At 71.7% G+C, this 14,771-nt stretch carries 17 protein-coding genes; 9 read left to right on the forward strand and 8 right to left on the reverse strand.

The genetic code is table 11. The annotated features are described in order from the left end of the window. Positions 1 to 19 precede the first annotated feature (19 nt). The 6 genes from ACMW4R_RS16730 to ACMW4R_RS16755 all read left to right on the forward strand — a co-directional run bounded on the left by ACMW4R_RS16730 (position 20) and on the right by ACMW4R_RS16755 (position 4,640). On the forward strand, positions 20 to 415 hold the full coding sequence (locus ACMW4R_RS16730) for a TOBE domain-containing protein (RefSeq protein ID WP_058594960.1): 396 nt from the start codon (positions 20 to 22) through the stop codon (positions 413 to 415). 237 nt (positions 416 to 652) lie between these two features. Continuing rightward, the gene (gene modA / locus ACMW4R_RS16735) at positions 653 to 1,411 is read left to right on the forward strand and encodes a molybdate ABC transporter substrate-binding protein (protein ID WP_418300469.1); all 759 of its coding nucleotides are present in this window, start codon (positions 653 to 655) and stop codon (positions 1,409 to 1,411) included. Next, positions 1,408 to 2,187 (forward strand): molybdate ABC transporter permease subunit, encoded by a 780-nt coding sequence (gene modB / locus ACMW4R_RS16740; protein ID WP_418300470.1) that lies wholly within the window; start codon positions 1,408 to 1,410, stop codon positions 2,185 to 2,187. Before modA ends, modB begins: the two co-directional genes overlap by 4 nt. Continuing rightward, the gene (locus ACMW4R_RS16745) at positions 2,184 to 3,260 is read left to right on the forward strand and encodes a sulfate/molybdate ABC transporter ATP-binding protein (protein WP_418300471.1); all 1,077 of its coding nucleotides are present in this window, start codon (positions 2,184 to 2,186) and stop codon (positions 3,258 to 3,260) included. The genes modB and ACMW4R_RS16745 overlap by 4 nt, the downstream gene beginning before the upstream one ends. Positions 3,261 to 3,366: 106 nt before the next feature. Further along, positions 3,367 to 4,212, forward strand: a complete 846-nt coding sequence (locus ACMW4R_RS16750) for a MerR family transcriptional regulator (protein ID WP_418300472.1) — start codon at positions 3,367 to 3,369, stop codon at positions 4,210 to 4,212. Between the two features lie 74 nt (positions 4,213 to 4,286). Beyond that, on the forward strand, positions 4,287 to 4,640 hold the full coding sequence (locus ACMW4R_RS16755) for a VOC family protein (RefSeq protein ID WP_418300473.1): 354 nt from the start codon (positions 4,287 to 4,289) through the stop codon (positions 4,638 to 4,640). Between the two features lie 143 nt (positions 4,641 to 4,783). On the opposite strand, the gene cydC is transcribed toward ACMW4R_RS16755, so the two are convergent. The 4 genes from cydC to ACMW4R_RS16775 form a co-directional block, all read right to left on the reverse strand. Then, the gene (cydC, locus tag ACMW4R_RS16760) at positions 4,784 to 6,469 is read right to left on the reverse strand and encodes a thiol reductant ABC exporter subunit CydC (protein ID WP_418300474.1); all 1,686 of its coding nucleotides are present in this window, start codon (positions 6,467 to 6,469) and stop codon (positions 4,784 to 4,786) included. Then, complete coding sequence (cydD, locus tag ACMW4R_RS16765; RefSeq protein ID WP_418300475.1) at positions 6,466 to 8,178, reverse strand: thiol reductant ABC exporter subunit CydD; 1,713 nt, start codon at positions 8,176 to 8,178, stop codon at positions 6,466 to 6,468. Before cydD ends, cydC begins: the two co-directional genes overlap by 4 nt. 70 nt (positions 8,179 to 8,248) lie before the next feature. After that, a complete protein-coding gene (cydB, locus tag ACMW4R_RS16770) occupies positions 8,249 to 9,280 on the reverse strand; it encodes a cytochrome d ubiquinol oxidase subunit II (protein ID WP_418300476.1) in 1,032 nt (343 codons plus the stop codon). 10 nt (positions 9,281 to 9,290) lie between these two features. Beyond that, positions 9,291 to 10,733: a cytochrome ubiquinol oxidase subunit I gene (locus ACMW4R_RS16775; RefSeq protein WP_363375158.1), complete on the reverse strand. Its 1,443-nt coding sequence runs from the start codon at positions 10,731 to 10,733 to the stop codon at positions 9,291 to 9,293. Positions 10,734 to 10,866: 133 nt separating this feature from the next. Here ACMW4R_RS16775 and ACMW4R_RS16780 point away from each other — a divergent pair, with 133 nt between their 5' ends. Both ACMW4R_RS16780 and ACMW4R_RS16785 read left to right on the forward strand, forming a co-directional pair. Next, on the forward strand, positions 10,867 to 11,418 hold the full coding sequence (locus tag ACMW4R_RS16780) for a PadR family transcriptional regulator (RefSeq protein WP_058629412.1): 552 nt from the start codon (positions 10,867 to 10,869) through the stop codon (positions 11,416 to 11,418). A 99-nt stretch (positions 11,419 to 11,517) separates the two neighbouring features. Further along, on the forward strand, positions 11,518 to 11,793 hold the full coding sequence (locus tag ACMW4R_RS16785) for a hypothetical protein (RefSeq protein WP_058594970.1): 276 nt from the start codon (positions 11,518 to 11,520) through the stop codon (positions 11,791 to 11,793). Between the two features lie 4 nt (positions 11,794 to 11,797). Here the strand turns inward: ACMW4R_RS16785 and ACMW4R_RS16790 are convergent, their stop codons facing one another. Both ACMW4R_RS16790 and ACMW4R_RS16795 read right to left on the reverse strand, forming a co-directional pair. Next, positions 11,798 to 12,130, reverse strand: a complete 333-nt coding sequence (locus tag ACMW4R_RS16790) for a heavy-metal-associated domain-containing protein (protein ID WP_418300477.1) — start codon at positions 12,128 to 12,130, stop codon at positions 11,798 to 11,800. A gap of 11 nt (positions 12,131 to 12,141) precedes the next feature. Beyond that, positions 12,142 to 12,423: a metal-sensitive transcriptional regulator gene (locus ACMW4R_RS16795; protein ID WP_058594971.1), complete on the reverse strand. Its 282-nt coding sequence runs from the start codon at positions 12,421 to 12,423 to the stop codon at positions 12,142 to 12,144. A 239-nt stretch (positions 12,424 to 12,662) separates the two neighbouring features. Between ACMW4R_RS16795 and ACMW4R_RS16800 the strand changes: the two genes are divergently transcribed. Next, positions 12,663 to 13,025, forward strand: a complete 363-nt coding sequence (locus ACMW4R_RS16800) for a hypothetical protein (RefSeq protein WP_241490555.1) — start codon at positions 12,663 to 12,665, stop codon at positions 13,023 to 13,025. On the opposite strand, the gene ACMW4R_RS16805 is transcribed toward ACMW4R_RS16800, so the two are convergent. After that, positions 13,006 to 13,701 carry an ABC transporter ATP-binding protein gene (locus tag ACMW4R_RS16805; protein WP_058594972.1) on the reverse strand — a complete coding sequence of 232 codons (696 nt, stop codon included), beginning with the start codon at positions 13,699 to 13,701 and terminating at the stop codon, positions 13,006 to 13,008. The genes ACMW4R_RS16800 and ACMW4R_RS16805 overlap by 20 nt on opposite strands. Beyond that, positions 13,698 to 14,759, reverse strand: coding sequence for an FtsX-like permease family protein (locus ACMW4R_RS16810; protein ID WP_418300478.1), 1,062 nt, complete (start codon positions 14,757 to 14,759; stop codon positions 13,698 to 13,700). The genes ACMW4R_RS16805 and ACMW4R_RS16810 overlap by 4 nt, the downstream gene beginning before the upstream one ends. Between the last annotated feature and the right edge of the window lie 12 nt (positions 14,760 to 14,771).

Consider the following 14,771-nt stretch of genomic DNA (forward strand, 5'->3'; position numbering starts at 1 on the left):
CGCGCGATACGGTCGTCGCATGCCGAACGCCTTCCGTATCGCCACCGCGGCGCGCCTGCTCGGAGTCAGCGACGACACCGTGCGGCGCTGGATCGACCAGGGCGTGCTGCCGACGACGGGGGCGTCGCCGGTGGAGATCCCGGGCGCGGCCCTCGCCGAGCGGGCGGTCGCGCTCGCCGACGAGCCCGACGACCCCACCGGGATCGCCTCGAGCGCGCGCAACCGCTTCGTCGGCATCGTCACGCGCGTGCGCATCGACGGCGTGATGGCGCAGGTCGACCTGCAGTGCGGGCCGCACCGGGTGGTGTCGCTCATGTCGGCGGAAGCGGCCGAGGAGCTCGCGCTCGAGCCGGGCTCGCTCGCGGTGGCGTCGGTGAAGGCGACGGTCGTGACGGTGGAGGCGCCGCGCGGCTGATCGGCTCGGACTCGATGCGAGCGAAACTCCTGACTTTCGCCGTCGCGCCGCGCTGTGGGGCGTGGTGGGTACCCCTTCCTGATGGTTTCTCAGGAGTTTGGCCCGCTGGTGACCGCGGTCGCGCCACGAGGGATCGGGCATCAGCGGCCCGAGCGGGCGGAGAGCGGATATATTCGACCTGAATATCCGCAAATGCGGATTCATGTCGAGGCGCGTGGCGCCGGGAAAGGAACTCCCATGCGCCGCCCTCTCCGTCTCGCCGGTGTCCTCGCCGTCGCCGCCCTGCTCGCCGCGTGCGCCAGCCCGACGCCTCAGCCCGCGGCATCCGGGGGTCAGCTGGGCGGGACGCTCGAGGTCTACGCGGCGGCGTCTCTGCAGCGCTCCTTCGACGAGATCGCGACGGCGTTCGAGGCCGCGCACCCCGGTGTCACCGTGTCGCCCGTGTACGACGGATCGAGCACGCTCGCCACCCAGATCGGCGAGGGGGCGCCGGCTGACGTGTTCGCCTCGGCCGACGAGAAGAACATGTCGAAAGTGGCGGCCCAGGCCCCTGGCCCGCGCATCTTCGCGGCCAACACCCTCGTCATCGCGGTGCCCGCCGGCAACCCCGGGGGCGTCGAGACGCTCGAAGACCTTTCCCGCGTGACGACGGTGCTGTGCGCCCCGGAGGTTCCCTGCGGTGCGGCATCCCAGACGCTGCTGTCGAACGCCGGGGTGACGGTGAGCCCCGCGAGCGCGGAGCAGAACGTCACGGCCGTGTTGACGAAGGTCGCCGCGGGCGAGGCCGACGCCGGACTCGTCTACGCCACCGATGTCGTCGGGCGCGACGACGTCGAGGCGATCGTGCCCGACGGGGCTGACGCGGTCGTGAACCGGTACCCCATCGCGGCCCTCACGGATGCCCCGAATCCCGCGGCGGCGGCCGCCTTCGTCGCCTTCGTGCTGTCGGACGACGGTCAGCGTATCCTCGCCGACGCCGGGTTCCGCGCGCCGTGAGGGCTCAGGGGTACGTCCCCCGCTGGCTGATCCTACCGGCCGCCGCGGGGCTGCTCTTCCTCCTCGTGCCGCTGACCGCGCTGATCGCACGGGTCGAGTGGGGCACTCTTGTCGGCGATGTGACGTCGGATGCCGCGCTGTCGGCGCTCGGCCTGTCGCTGTCGACGGGGGCCATCGCCACCCTGGTGTGCGCGGTCGTGGGCATCCCTCTCGCGCTGGTGATCGCCCGGAGTCCCGCGCGGACCGCCGCTCTGCTGCGGGCACTCGTGACCGTGCCGCTCGTCCTGCCGCCGATGGTCGGCGGTGTCGCGCTCCTCTACCTCTTCGGCCGCAACGGCTGGTTCGGCGCGCTCGGGCTGCCGTTCACCACCCCCGCGGTCGTGCTCGCGCAGGTGTTCGTCGCGCTGCCGTTCCTCGTGCTCGCGGTCGAGGGCGCGCTGCGCAGTACGGGGGTCGAGTTCGAGCGCACGGCCGCGTCGCTCGGCGCATCGCGCGCGACCATCCTGCGGCGAGTGACGCTGCCCCTCGCCGCGCCCGGGATCGTCGCCGGGGTCGTGCTGTGCTTCGCGCGCGCGATCGGGGAGTTCGGGGCGACCGCCCTGTTCGCCGGCAACCGTCCCGGCGTGACGCAGACCATGCCGCTCGCGATCTACACCGCATTCAACGGCGCCGGCGTCTCGCAGGGAACCGCGGTCGCCCTGTCGCTCCTGCTGCTCGTCACGGCCGTCGCGGTGCTGCTGCTCGTGCGCGGGTGGCGGCCCGGGGCGGGGCGATGAGCGGGTGCGGACCCGCCGATCCGGCGGTCCACACGATCCCGGATGCCGCAGCGCTCCGCGCCCGCGTCGTGGTCCGCCGTCGAGACTTCGCCGTCGACATCGCCCTCGACGTCGCGCCCGGCGACACCGTCGCGGTCATGGGTCGCAGCGGCGCCGGCAAGTCGACGCTCCTCGGAGCCCTCGCCGGACTCGTCCCGCTCGACGGGGGAGAGATCGTGCTCGACGGACGAGTCCTCGACCGCGCTCCGCGCGTGCGCACCGCCCCGATGCACCGCGGGATCGTGCTGCTCGGGCAGGACGCGCGCCTCTTCCCGCACCTGAGCGCCCGCGAGAACGTCGCCTTTGGTCCGCGGGCGGCCGGGGTCCCAGCATCCCTCGCCCGTTCGTCGGCCGACGAATGGCTGGCGCGAGTGGGACTCCCCGGTGCGGGGGATCGCCGTCATGCACAGCTCTCGGGCGGTGAGCAGCAGCGCGTCGCGGTGGCCCGCGCGCTCGCCGCGGAGCCCCGGGTCGTGTTGCTCGACGAGCCGCTGGTGGCCCTGGATGCCGTGACCGCGTCGGAGATCCGCGCGATGCTTCGCGAGTGCCTCGCCGGGGTCACGACGATCGCGGTCACGCACGATGCGGTCGACGCGGCCGCGCTGGCCGACCGGCTCGTGATCGTCGAGCGAGGAAGGGTGACCCAGGAAGGGCCGGTGCGCGAGGTGCTGTCCGCCCCGGCGACCGAGGTCGCCGCGAAGATCGCGGGGCTCGAGCGGCTCGTCGGTGTGGCGCGCGCGGGCGGTTGGGAGGGGGCCGGAATGCGCCTGGAGTCGACGGATGCCGCCTCTCGCGCTCTCGTCGGGAGCGACGGGGTCGCGCTGGCTGCCGTCTTCCGCGCGTCCGACCTGCGGCTGGGAGAAGGATTCCCCGCGATCGTGTCGCACCTCGAGCCGACGCCGTCGGGCGTGCGCGTCGTCACCGACCGCGGGGCTGCCGAGGTGGCGCCGAGTGAGGCCGCGGGGCTCGGTGCGGGAGACGCCGTGCGGGTGAGCGTGGCGCCCGATCGGGTGCGGTTCGTCGCGGCATCCTGACGCTCGCGCCTCTCCGATATCGCGCGGAGCGCCCGCCGGTGGGAGCGCGCCCGCCGTGGCCACGGCTCGCAGTGGCGATGTCGGACCCGTGGGCGACAATCGGCCTATGAGCGAATCGACCGTCACCCGAGCAGCGGGGGCGCGCCTGCTGAGCATCGGCGAGTTCTCGCGATACGTCGGCATCAGTGTGCGGATGCTGCGCCACTACGACGAGCGCGGACTCCTCACGCCCGCATCGGTCGACGCATTCACGTCGTACCGGCGGTACACGCCCGATCAGCTGCGCGTGGCGGGCCGCATCCGCACCCTGCGCGACGCCGGTTGCGGCATCTCGCTCATCGCGGAGCTCCTCCCGCTCTTCGCCACCCCCCACGTGCTGCGGGCGCGCCTCGCTCAGCACGCGGCCTCGCTCGAGACCGCGGCCGCCGAGCTTCACGCGCAGCAGCGTCTGACGCTGTCGTTGGCCGACGCGCTCGACACGTCGCCGGCCGTGGTCGGTGAGCGGGTCTTCCCCGCCGTGCGGACGCTTCGGCTGCGGCGCACGGTGGCCTGCTATCCGGCGGAGGGTGAGCTCTGGGCCGACCTTCGCGACCTGATCGCCCGCCCGGACGGCGCTGACCCGGCGCGCTTCGGCGAGCTGGTCGGCGCCACCTACTTCGACGAGGAGTTCCGCGACGACGACGTCGAGATGGCGATCTGGCGCGACTACAGCGGGCCGTTTTCGCCGCGGGACGGGTTCGACATCGCTGAACTCCCCGCGCAGCGCGTCGCCTGGACCATCCACAGGGGAGACTTCGACACCATCGGGCGCGCGACCGAGATCCTCGGCACCTGGATCGCCGAACACGGGTTCGCGCGGGCGGGTGCCCTGTTCAATGTCTACGTCGTGGGACCCGGGCGCGAGAGCGACCCCGCGAAGTGGGTCACCGAGGTCAACGTGCCGATCGCTTGACCCTCTCACTGTGGCAGGTCCCACTCTCGATGCAGAGGGCGGACGAGCCGCCCGAGACGAGAGAGGTCACACCCATGAGCGACACGAACACCGTGAACTACTTCGAGATCGGCACTCCCGACCCGCAGGCCGCTCGCTCCTTCTACGGGCAGCTGTTCGGCTGGCGGTTCGCGGCCGCCAATCCCGGCGGCTACGCCGCCGTGAACGAGAACGCCGGCGGGCTCTGGGACACGTCGCAGATCGGCGGTGAAGCGTGGGCGGTGTTCTACGTCGAGGTCGCCGACATCCGCGCGACGCTGCAGACGGCGATCGAGCAGGGCGCGGAGACGGTGCGGCCGCTCGTCGACAACGGGACGATCCTCTTCGCCCACCTCGCCGATCCGGCCGGCAACCGGTTCGGCGTGTGGCAGCGCAAGCTCACCGCCTGACGCGTCGCGGAGGGGCTGCGCCGTCGGTGGGCGTCCACGGCACCCGGACGCCGAGTCCGTGCCGCACGACACTCAGCCCGCCGGCAGGGCACCGGCGGGGCTCGGCGCGGCGACGGGACGTGATCAGCGGCGGGACGGACGGGTCAGCCGGAGACGACCCGCCCGTCCTCCATCCGCACCTCGCGGTCCACCAGTCCGGCGGGCACCTCGACGTGCGACACGAGCAGCACGGCACGGTCGCGATCGACCGCGCCGAGAAGGTCGTGCAGCAGGGCCTCGGATGCCGCGGGGTCCACGCCCGCGGTCGGCTCGTCGAGCACGAGCACCGGGAACCCGCGCAGGAGCGCCCGTGCCAGAGCCAGTCGTTGCGCCTGCCCGCCCGAGACGAGGACGCCCCGGTCGCCGACGCGGGTGTCGAGGCCGCCGCGCTCGCGGACCCAGCCGTCGAGCCCCACGCGTGCGAGGACGGCCCACAGGTCGGCGTCGCTCGCCGTGTCGAGAGCGAAGAGCAGGTTCTGGCGCACCGACTCGTCGAACAGGAACGGCGCCTGCTCGATCAGCCCGACCGTCCGGCGCAGGTCGTCGCCGGAGAGGTCGCGCGCCTCGATGCCGCCCACGGTGTACGACCCCGCGTAGTCGAGGAAGCGCACGAGAACGTGGGCGAGCGTCGTCTTGCCCGCGCCGCTCGGGCCCGAGACGAGGACACGCTCTCCGGGGCACACGCGCAGGTCGACGTCGTCGAGCCGCCCGGCGTCGCCGTCGGAGTCGCTGCGGGCGGGCCAGTGCGCCGCCAGCCCGCGGAGCACGAGACCCTCGCCCAGTGCGGGGCCGGTGCCGGTGGCCGCGGGTTCGGTCTGTGGCAGGCCGTCGGGGATGGTCTCGGGCACCGCTTCGGCGATCCGCTCGGCCGCAGCGCGCACCTGCCGCCAGGACGCGAGGGCGAGAGGAACCGGTCCGAACACCTCGAACACGGCCATCGGCAGCAGCACGACGACCGCGAGCCCCGGCCCCGAGAGGGTCCCGCCGGTGACGCCCGGGGCCGCGACCGCGAGGGCGAGCAGCGAGGCGGCGCCGGCGAGCACCGAGACCGTACCGGAGGTGAGCCCCTGCGCCACGCCCCGGCGGACCAGCGCCCGGCGCAGAGCGGCGTCGGCGGAGCGGACGCGCTCGCGCGCGGCATCCAGAGCCCCGTAGGCGGTCAGCACGTCGAGGTTCGTCAGGAGGTCGTGCACCGCGTCGGCGACGGCGGTGCGAAGCGGCGCCACCGAGCGCTCCGCGCGGGAGCCCGCCGCCCACCCGACGGCCACGGCGACCCCGAAGGCCACGACGAGGCAGGCGAGCAGCACGAGTGCGGCCGGCCACGAGATGAACGCCGTGAAGACGACCGCGGCGAGAGAGGTCAGGGCGGCGGCCGACAGGGGCAGGACGACCCGCAGCGGAAGGTTCTGCAGCTCCTCGACGTCGTCGACGACGCTCGACAGGAGTCCTCCGCGGTGCGCGCGCCCGAGCCCGTCCGGCGCCAGGGGCACCAGCTCGCGCACGAGATCGGCGCGCACGCCCGCCAGCTGGTGCAGGGCCGCATCGTGGCTCGTCAACCGCTCGAGGTAGCGGAACACCCCGCGCGACAGCGCGAACGCGCGCACCCCGACGACGGCGGCCGACAGGTACATCACGAGCGGCTGCTCCGCCGCCCGCGCGATGAGCCACGCGCTCGCCGCGAGCAGCGCCACCGCGCTCAGCGCGGTGCCGAAGCCCGACAGCACCGCGGGCGCGAACCGACGACGCGAGGGCATCGCCGAGCTGAGGATGCCGCGTACCCGGGCGTTCACTCCTGCACCCCTTCGCTGCGCAGTGAGTTGCCGCGATTCGACGCTTCGAGGTCGGCTGTGGCGACGATCTCCGGCAATTCACCCGCGGGGTGGAGCCCGATCACGCGATCCGCGATCGACCGCGCGGACGGGCGGTGCGACACCAGCAGTACCCCGCGGCCGGCGTCGGCCTCGCGACGCAGGGTCGCCCACAGGTGCGCTTCGGTCGTGGCATCCAGGGCGCTCGAGGGTTCGTCGAGCACGAGCACGGGAGCTCCCGCGACCCGGGCGCGATACAGCGCTCGCGCCACGGCGACCCGCTGCGCCTGCCCGCCCGAGAGGCCCGACCCTCCCGCGCCGAGCGGGGTCGCGGGGTCGATGTCGGCGGCGCCCGCGTCGTCCAGCGCTCGCGCTACGGCGACGGGATCGAGGGTCGACCCGAGCGCGACGTTCTCGCCGACCGTTCCCGAGACGAGTCCGGGCCGTTGCCCCGCCCACGCGACGGCGGCGCGCGCGTGGGGCACGGCCACGCCGTCGACACGCACCTCGCCGTCGTGCTCGGCGTATCCGAGCAGAGCGGCGATCAGCGACGACTTTCCGACGCCGCTCGGGCCGGTCATGAGCACGATCTCACCCGGTCCCACCGACAGCGACGCCGTCGGCATCCGGTGCACTCCGCGATGCACGCGCACCTCGTGCAGCGCCACGGTCGACCCGGTCGCGGGGGTCTCGGCATCCGGGTCGGAGGTCTTCCGGGCGGCATCGAGGGCGTCGAAGATCTCGCCCGTTGCCGCGACCCCCTCCGACGCCGCGTGGAACTGCACGCCGACCTGGCGCAGGGGAAGGTAGGCCTCGGGCGCGAGCAGCAGCACGAACAGCCCCACCAGCAGCGAGAGGTCGCCCGCGAGGAGCCGGAAGCCGATCGTCACGGCGATGATCGCGACGGAGATGGATGCCAAGAACTCGAGCGCGAAGCCGGAGAGGAACGACACGCGCAGCACCGTCATCGTCTCGCGCTTGTAGTCGCGCGTGACGGTCTCGATCGTGTCGGCCGCGCGATGCTGCCGACCGAATGCCTTGAGCGTGCCGAGGCCCTCGACCGTGTCGGCGAAGCGGGCGGCGAGCCTTCCGAGCGTGCGGTACTGCTTCTGCTGCACGGCGCGCGTCGCCAGTCCGATCAGCACCATGAAGATCGGGATGAGCGGGATCGTGAGGACCACGATGAGGCCGGAGAGCGGATCGGCCAGGGCGATCGCGCCGATGAGGATCGGCATCGTGATCGCGGTCGCGACGAGCTGAGGAAGATAACGCCCGAAGTAGGCGTCGAGCGCCTCGAGTCCGTGCCCCGCGGTGGTCGCGAGCGACGCGGTGTTGCGCCCGGCCAGCCACCGGGGGCCGAGCCGGGCGACCGCGGCGACGAGCTTCTCGCGCAGCTGCAGGGAGGCGACCGCCGCTCCGCGCGCCGACACGCGCTCCGACGCGACGATCAGGAACCCGCGCAGGAGGACCAGGGATGCCGCCACCCCCACGTACCCCCACAGTTCCGCCGGCGGTCGCCCGCCGATCGCGCCGACGAGCGCTGAGGTCACCGCCCACGCGAAACCGACGATCACGCCGGTCTGCGCCAGCACGATGGCGGCGGTGATGACGAGGAACCCGCGGGCGGCCGTGGCGTATCGCACGAGCCGCGGGTCTACGGGACGCATCTTCTCTGCTCCCACGTCGCTCACGACAACGATCCTTCCAGACGGGTCGCCCCGCTCTCCCCGGGGGTGGTGCGGGAGAGCGGGGCGACCGGCGTCAGTGGGCGACGAGGGCGGCCTTCTCGATGCGGGCGCGGGTGACGCGCTTGCGGAACACCCAGTACGTCCATCCCTGATACGCGAGCACCAGCGGCAGGAAGATCAGCGCCGCCCAGCTCATGATGGTCAGCGTGTAGTCGGTGCTGGACGCGTTCTCGATCGTCAGACCCGAGCCCGCCTCGAGCGTCGAGGGCATCACGTTCGGGAAGAGCGCGAAGAACAGGGCCGCCACCGCCGTGACGATCGTGATCGCGCCGAGCGTGAAGGCGGTGCCCTCGCGGTCGCGGAGGTTGGCCACCCACGATCCGATCAGGGCGAGCGCAGCGATGCCCGAGAGGGCGACGACCCCCAGCAGCAGTGGCGCTTGGTTGTTCGCCGCCTGGACGATGGTCCAGACCAGGAACAGTGCTGCGGCGACGATGGTCGCGAGGCCCGAGGTCCGGGCGAGCTTCCGCGCATCCGTCCGCACCTGCCCGTCCGTCTTCAGCGCCACGAAGTACACGCCGTGGGTGAAGAAGAGCAGCATGGTCACCAGGCCACCCAGGATGCCGTAGGGGTTGAGCAGCGTGAACAGGGTGCCGACGTACTCGTGATCGGCATCCAGCGGCACGCCCTGCACGATGTTGGCGAACGCGACCCCCCAGAGGAAGGCGGGGACGGCGGAGCCGATGACGATCATGCGGTCGAACCCGCGCTTCCACTTCGCCGAGTCCCGCTGGTGGCGGTACTCGAACGAGACGCCCCGGGCGATGAGCGCCAGCAGGATCAGCAGGAGCGGCAGGTAGAAGCCGCTGAAGAGCGTGGCGTACCACTCGGGGAACGAGGCGAACAGGGCCGCTCCCGCGACGATGACCCACGTCTCGTTGAGGTCCCACACGGGGCCGATGGTGTTGATGATCTGCCGGCGGGCGATGTCGTCCTTGCCGAGGAACGGCAGCGACATCCCGACGCCGAAGTCGAACCCGTCGAGCACGAAGTAGCCGATGAAGAGGAATCCGACGATCCAGAACCAGAGGTATGCGAGGTCCATGACTGTGCTCCTAGTAGACGGTCGTCGGGGTGTTCTCGACGGTGTCGGGCTCCCGCGGCGCGTTCGGATCCGGCAGCGGGTCCGGTCCCTTCTGCGCGTACTTCTTGATGAGCCCGAACTCGACCACCGCGAGGCTCGCGTAGGTGAGGGTGAAGGCGATGAGCGAGACGAGCACGCTCCATCCCGGGACGCTGGGCGAGACGCCGTCCTGCGTGAGCATGAGGCCGAAGACGATCCACGGCTGGCGGCCCATCTCGGTGAAGACCCACCCGACGAGGCTCGCGATCATCGGCAGGGGAGCGGCCCAGATCGCGACGCGCCACATCCACTGCTTCACGGGGCGGGTCGCCTTCTTGCGCGTGACCCACAGGCCGACCGCGCTGATGAGGGCGGTGAGGCCGCCGAGCGCGATCATCCAGCGGAAGGCCCAGTACGTGACCCACAGCACCGGCGCGAAGTTCCCGTCGACCTGGTCGGCGAACTGCGGGAACATCTGCTGGCTGTACAGCGTGTTCAGGTCGTTGATGCCTTCGACGCAGCCGTCGAGCGAGTGCGTCGACAGGATGCTGAGGAGGAAGGGCACGCGGATCGAGAACAGCTCGCTCGTGCCGTCGGGGGTGCCGAGCGTGAAGATCGAGAACGAGGCATCCTGTCCGCAGACGGTGTTGAACGTCGCCTCGGCCGCGGCCATCTTCATCGGCTGGGTCGCCACCATCACCAGGCTCAGCTGGTCACCGGCGACAGCCACGAGCACGAAGGATACGATCGCCGACCACAGGCCGAAGCGGAGGGTCGTGCGCATCATCTCGACGTTGCGACCGCGAGCGAGGTGCCAGGCGGAGATCGAGGCCACGATCATCGCCGCGAACATCCAGCCCGAGAAGATGGTGTGCGGGAAGGCCGCGAGCGCCACGGGGTTGGTCAGCATCGCCCAGAAGTCGACGAGTTCGGCGCGGTGGCCGTCGGCGGCCATCTGGTAGCCGACCGGGTTCTGCATGAACGCGTTGGCGGCGATGATGAAGTACGCCGAGAACGTCGCTCCGAGGGTCGCCATCCAGATGCTCGCGAGGTGCGCGAGGCGGGGGAGCTTGTCCCAGCCGAAGATCCACAGGCCGATGAAGGTGGCCTCGAGGAAGAAGGCGAGGAGTCCCTCGAAAGCGAGCGGTGCGCCGAAGACATCGCCGACGAAGCGAGAGTACGCCGACCAGTTCATGCCGAACTGGAACTCCTGGACGATGCCGGTGACGACGCCCATGGCGAAGTTGATGAGGAAGATCTTCCCGAAGAACCGGGTGAGGTGCAGCCACTTCACGTCTCCGGTGCGGTACCAGACGGTCTGGAAGATCGCGACGACGAGCGACATTCCCAGCGTCAGAGGCACGAAGAGGAAGTGGTACAGGGTCGTCAACCCGAACTGCCAGCGGGCGAGAGCGAGGGGGTCGAGCCACTCCACGAGGAGCCTCCGATCAAGCTGTGCTATGTGGTCAGACCACATGCTACGCCGCGCCGCACGGCGTCATTCCGGGTTGATTCGGCATCGAACCATATACTCGGAAAGTCATTTCTCGAGCGTGTTCGGAGAGTCCATGTCGGTGCGTCAGAGCCTGCTCGCGATCCTCGATCAGGGCGCCTGCTACGGCTCCCAGCTGCGCGCCGAGTACACCCGTCGTACCGGAGCGGCGGTGAACGTGGGGCAGGTCTACACGACGCTCGAGCGCCTCGAACGCGACGGCCTGGTCGACAACCGCGGAGTCGACGACGACGGGCGGATCCTCTGGAGCGTCACGCCGGCGGGTCGCGCGGAGGCTCGCGCGTGGCTGAGCGCGGCGACCGTGACCGACGGCCGTGACGAGGTCGCCCTGCGCATCGCGCTGGCGGTCACCCTTCCGGGCGCCGACGTCGCCGGCATCCTGGCCGCTCAGCGCGCCGGCGTGCGGGCCGCCCTCGCGGATGAGGCGACTCGGAACGACGGAACGGATGCCACTGGCACGGCGATCGTCGCCGCGGCCCGGCGCGCTCGTCTCGAGGCTGAACTGCGCTGGCTGGACGAGGTGGAGGTGCTCGCGGCCGGGGCGACCGGACTCGCGATCTCGGACGAACGTCCCCGACGGGGCCGCCCGGCGCGGGCTGTGCTGTGAGAGTAGTTAGCCGCGCGTAGGGGTTTCGTCAAGGGCGGCGCGGATCAGAACCTCGGAGAGCAGGGTGAGAGCACACCCGGACGACCGAAGGAGTCACACATGGTCATGGAAGCACCGCTCAGCCGCCCGGGTCGCGTCGTCGCCGCTACGGCGGCCCCGTCGTCGGCACCCGTGGCCCCGGTCGAGATCCCCTGGACGCGCATCGACATGGACCTCTACGAGGTCGCGCGCGACGGGTACATCGTCGGTTACGTGGAGGTCGTCGGCTCGGTCTTCGTGGCGCTCGGCGGAACGCGCTACGACCGCGCGGTCGAGGTCGCGCAGCACCTGACGTTCCACGCCGCCGTCGACGCGGTCCTGCGTCGCTCCGCGTGAGCGGTCAGCGCACGAGCGCGTAACCGGCTTCGTCGATCGCCGCCGCCAGCTCGTCGTCGCCGGCGGTGCCGTTCGACCGGATGCGGACGATGGACACACCCCCGACGTTCAGGTCGATGCCCGCCACCTCGACACCGTCGAGAGCGTCCAGCTCTTCGGTCACCGCGCGGACGCAGTGCGCGCACGTCATGCCTTCGACGCGGAGCTCGCTGTCGGAGAGGCCCTCGCTCACCGAGGGGGTGGGGGCGTCGGCGTGGCCGCACCCGCAACCGTCGCCGCATCCTCCGCCGGAGGGCGTCGAGGCGGTCAGTCCGAGTTCGATGCGCTGCGTGGCCATGGGGGTCTCCTTCACGAACGGACCAGGCGGGCGATCGCCTGGTTGGCTTCCTTGAGCTTCTCTTCGGCGACGGGACCGCCCTGCGCCGCCGCCTCGGCCACGCAGTGCGACAGGTGATCGTCGAGGAGGGAGAGGGCGACGGTCTCGAGTGCCTTCGTCACGGCGGACACCTGGGTCAGGATGTCGATGCAGTACTGGTCGTCGTCGACCATGCGCGCGATGCCGCGCACCTGGCCCTCCGCGCGACGCAGACGCTTCAGCAGGTCGTCCTTGTGGCCCACGTATCCGTGCATGCGTCGATGATACCCCCATGGGGTATACGTAGCATCGACTTCCGGCCTGTCAACCCCCTCGGAATTCCGAGCTCGCCGACGGATGGTCGACACATCAGGAGGTCGACATGTTCTCTCGTCGTACCGGTGGTGGTCAGCGATGACCGCCGACCCCTTCCCCACCGGTCCCCATCGCCCCGTGCGGATTCCGCATCTGCCACCGCTGCGCCAGACCCGTGCCCAGCGTCGAGAATTGAAGGATGACGCGAACGCTGGCCGCGCTCCCGGGCGCCGCACGCAGGCTCTGCCTGAGCCGGAGGAACGGGGAGATCTGCACGCGTGAGGACGGCCATCGCGGCCTCCACCATCGCACGGGGGGACGACTCCTGTGGAGCGACCTGCAGGCCGACCCACCCGCCTGCCCCGCGGCGGGAACACCGGCCGATCCCGCGCCCCTCCTCGCGGACGGCTTTCCCGGAGGCCGCGCCGTCTGCCCGGTCTGCTGGGCCTTCGTCGACCGCGACGGCGACGGCCTGATCGAGCCCCACGACTCGTGGCGGGGAGACGAGTCCCGCGGCGAGGCCGACCGCCGTCGCGAGTGGTTCAACGCGTACGGGTGGTGACGAGGGCCGCGCGTCCGTCGACGACCTCGACCGTCTCGTCGAGCGCGTCGCGGTGCACGAGATCGTGCGTGACGAGCAGCGTGGCCGTCTCCCTCTCTCGCGTCAGGCGTGACAGCAGCGCCATGATCTCCGCACCGCGTGCGCTGTCCAGGGCGCTCGTGGGCTCGTCCACCAGCAACACGCGCGGCTCGTGCACGAGAGCGCGGGCGATCGCCACACGCTGTCGCTGACCGCCCGACAGCTGCGCGGGGCGGCGATCGCCGAACCCGCCGAGGCCGACGGCATCCAGGAGCTCGTCCACCCGGGACCGCACAGCGGTGCGACGTTCACCGCGCCCTCGCCCGCCGAGCTCCGCCATCACGCGCAACTGCTCGCGCGCGGTGAGCGAGGGAAGCAGCTGGGGCTGCTGGAAGACGATACCGATCCGCTCTCGTCGCAGCGCCGTTCGTTCCGCCGCACTCAGACCGGTGGCGTCCACCCCGTCGACGATCACCCGGCCGGAGTCCGGGCGGATCAGGGTCGCCGCGAGCGCCAGCAGGCTCGACTTGCCCGAACCCGAGGGGCCGGTGATGCCGGTGACCACTCCCGGCCGGCCTTCGACCGTGGCGCGATCGACGGCGGTGACGCGGGTGTCTCCGTCTGGGTAGGTGAGGGTGACGTCGTCGAGAAGGATCATCGAGTGCTCCCGAGTGCGGTGAGGGGGTCGGACGAGGTGACGGTGCGCAGCGAGACGGCCGCGCCGAGCAGGCCGAGCGCGATCATGATCGCGGCGGGGGCGAGGGTCGTCAGGGGGCTCAGGACGAAGGGCAGAGCCCCGCCGGCCAGCGTGCCGAGCAGTGCCGTGAGGCCGATGCCGACCCCCACCCCGACCGCGAGGACCACCAGCGCTTGACCGAGAGCGTCGCGGACGAGGGAGGGAGTGCTCCCCCCGAGGGCCTTGAGCACGGCGATGTCGGCCGAGCGCTGCATGGTCCACACGGTGAAGAACGCGCCGACGACGAGCGCCGAGACGCCGAAGAGCATCGCGATCATCAGCGCGAGCGAGCCGATCTCGGAGCGGAACGTCGACAGGGCGGTGAGGCTCGACAGGGGAGAGGATGCCGTGGTGCCGGTGTCGGCGGCGACCGTGTCCCACGCGGGTGAGCCCGAGACCGCGAGCACGGTCGGCTCTCCCGTTCCGCCCAGACGCTCGTCGAGGGCTGCCCACGCGGTCGACGTGAGCGTGACAACCGGCGTGTGGCTGTACCAGTCGTCGCCCCCGATCGCCGTGACCCGATAGGAGGAACCCGCGATCGTGACCTCGTCTCCGACCGCGGCGCCGAGGTTCTTCGCCGCTCCCGTCGACAGGTCGATCTCGTCGTCGTGGCGGGGAGCGGCGAACGTCGTGCCGGTGTCGAGGCCGAACAGGGCCACCGCGGTGGAGGCTCCGGGTCCCTCGGCCCGCGTCTGCGCGATGCCGACGGGGGTCACGGCGTCGACGCCCGCGGCCTCGCGCCACGCGTCGACGGTGTCCTGACCGATCGAGGAGTCGGCGAACGTCGCCGCGGCGTCGCCCGCCGGCTGCAGCACGAGCCGATCGGCGGGGAGCGCGAGCACCGCCGAGACGTTCTGGGCGGCGAGGCCACCGGTGAGGCCGGAGAGGAATCCGACGAGCAGGGTGATGAGGGCGACGACCGCCCCGATGAGGGCGAATCGCCCGCGAGCGAAGCGCAGATCGCGCCATGCGACGTACACGCCGCCTCCTTC

It is taken from the genome of Microbacterium sp. S1037 (assembly GCF_048381605.1).
Lineage (GTDB): Bacteria > Actinomycetota > Actinomycetes > Actinomycetales > Microbacteriaceae > Microbacterium > Microbacterium testaceum_B.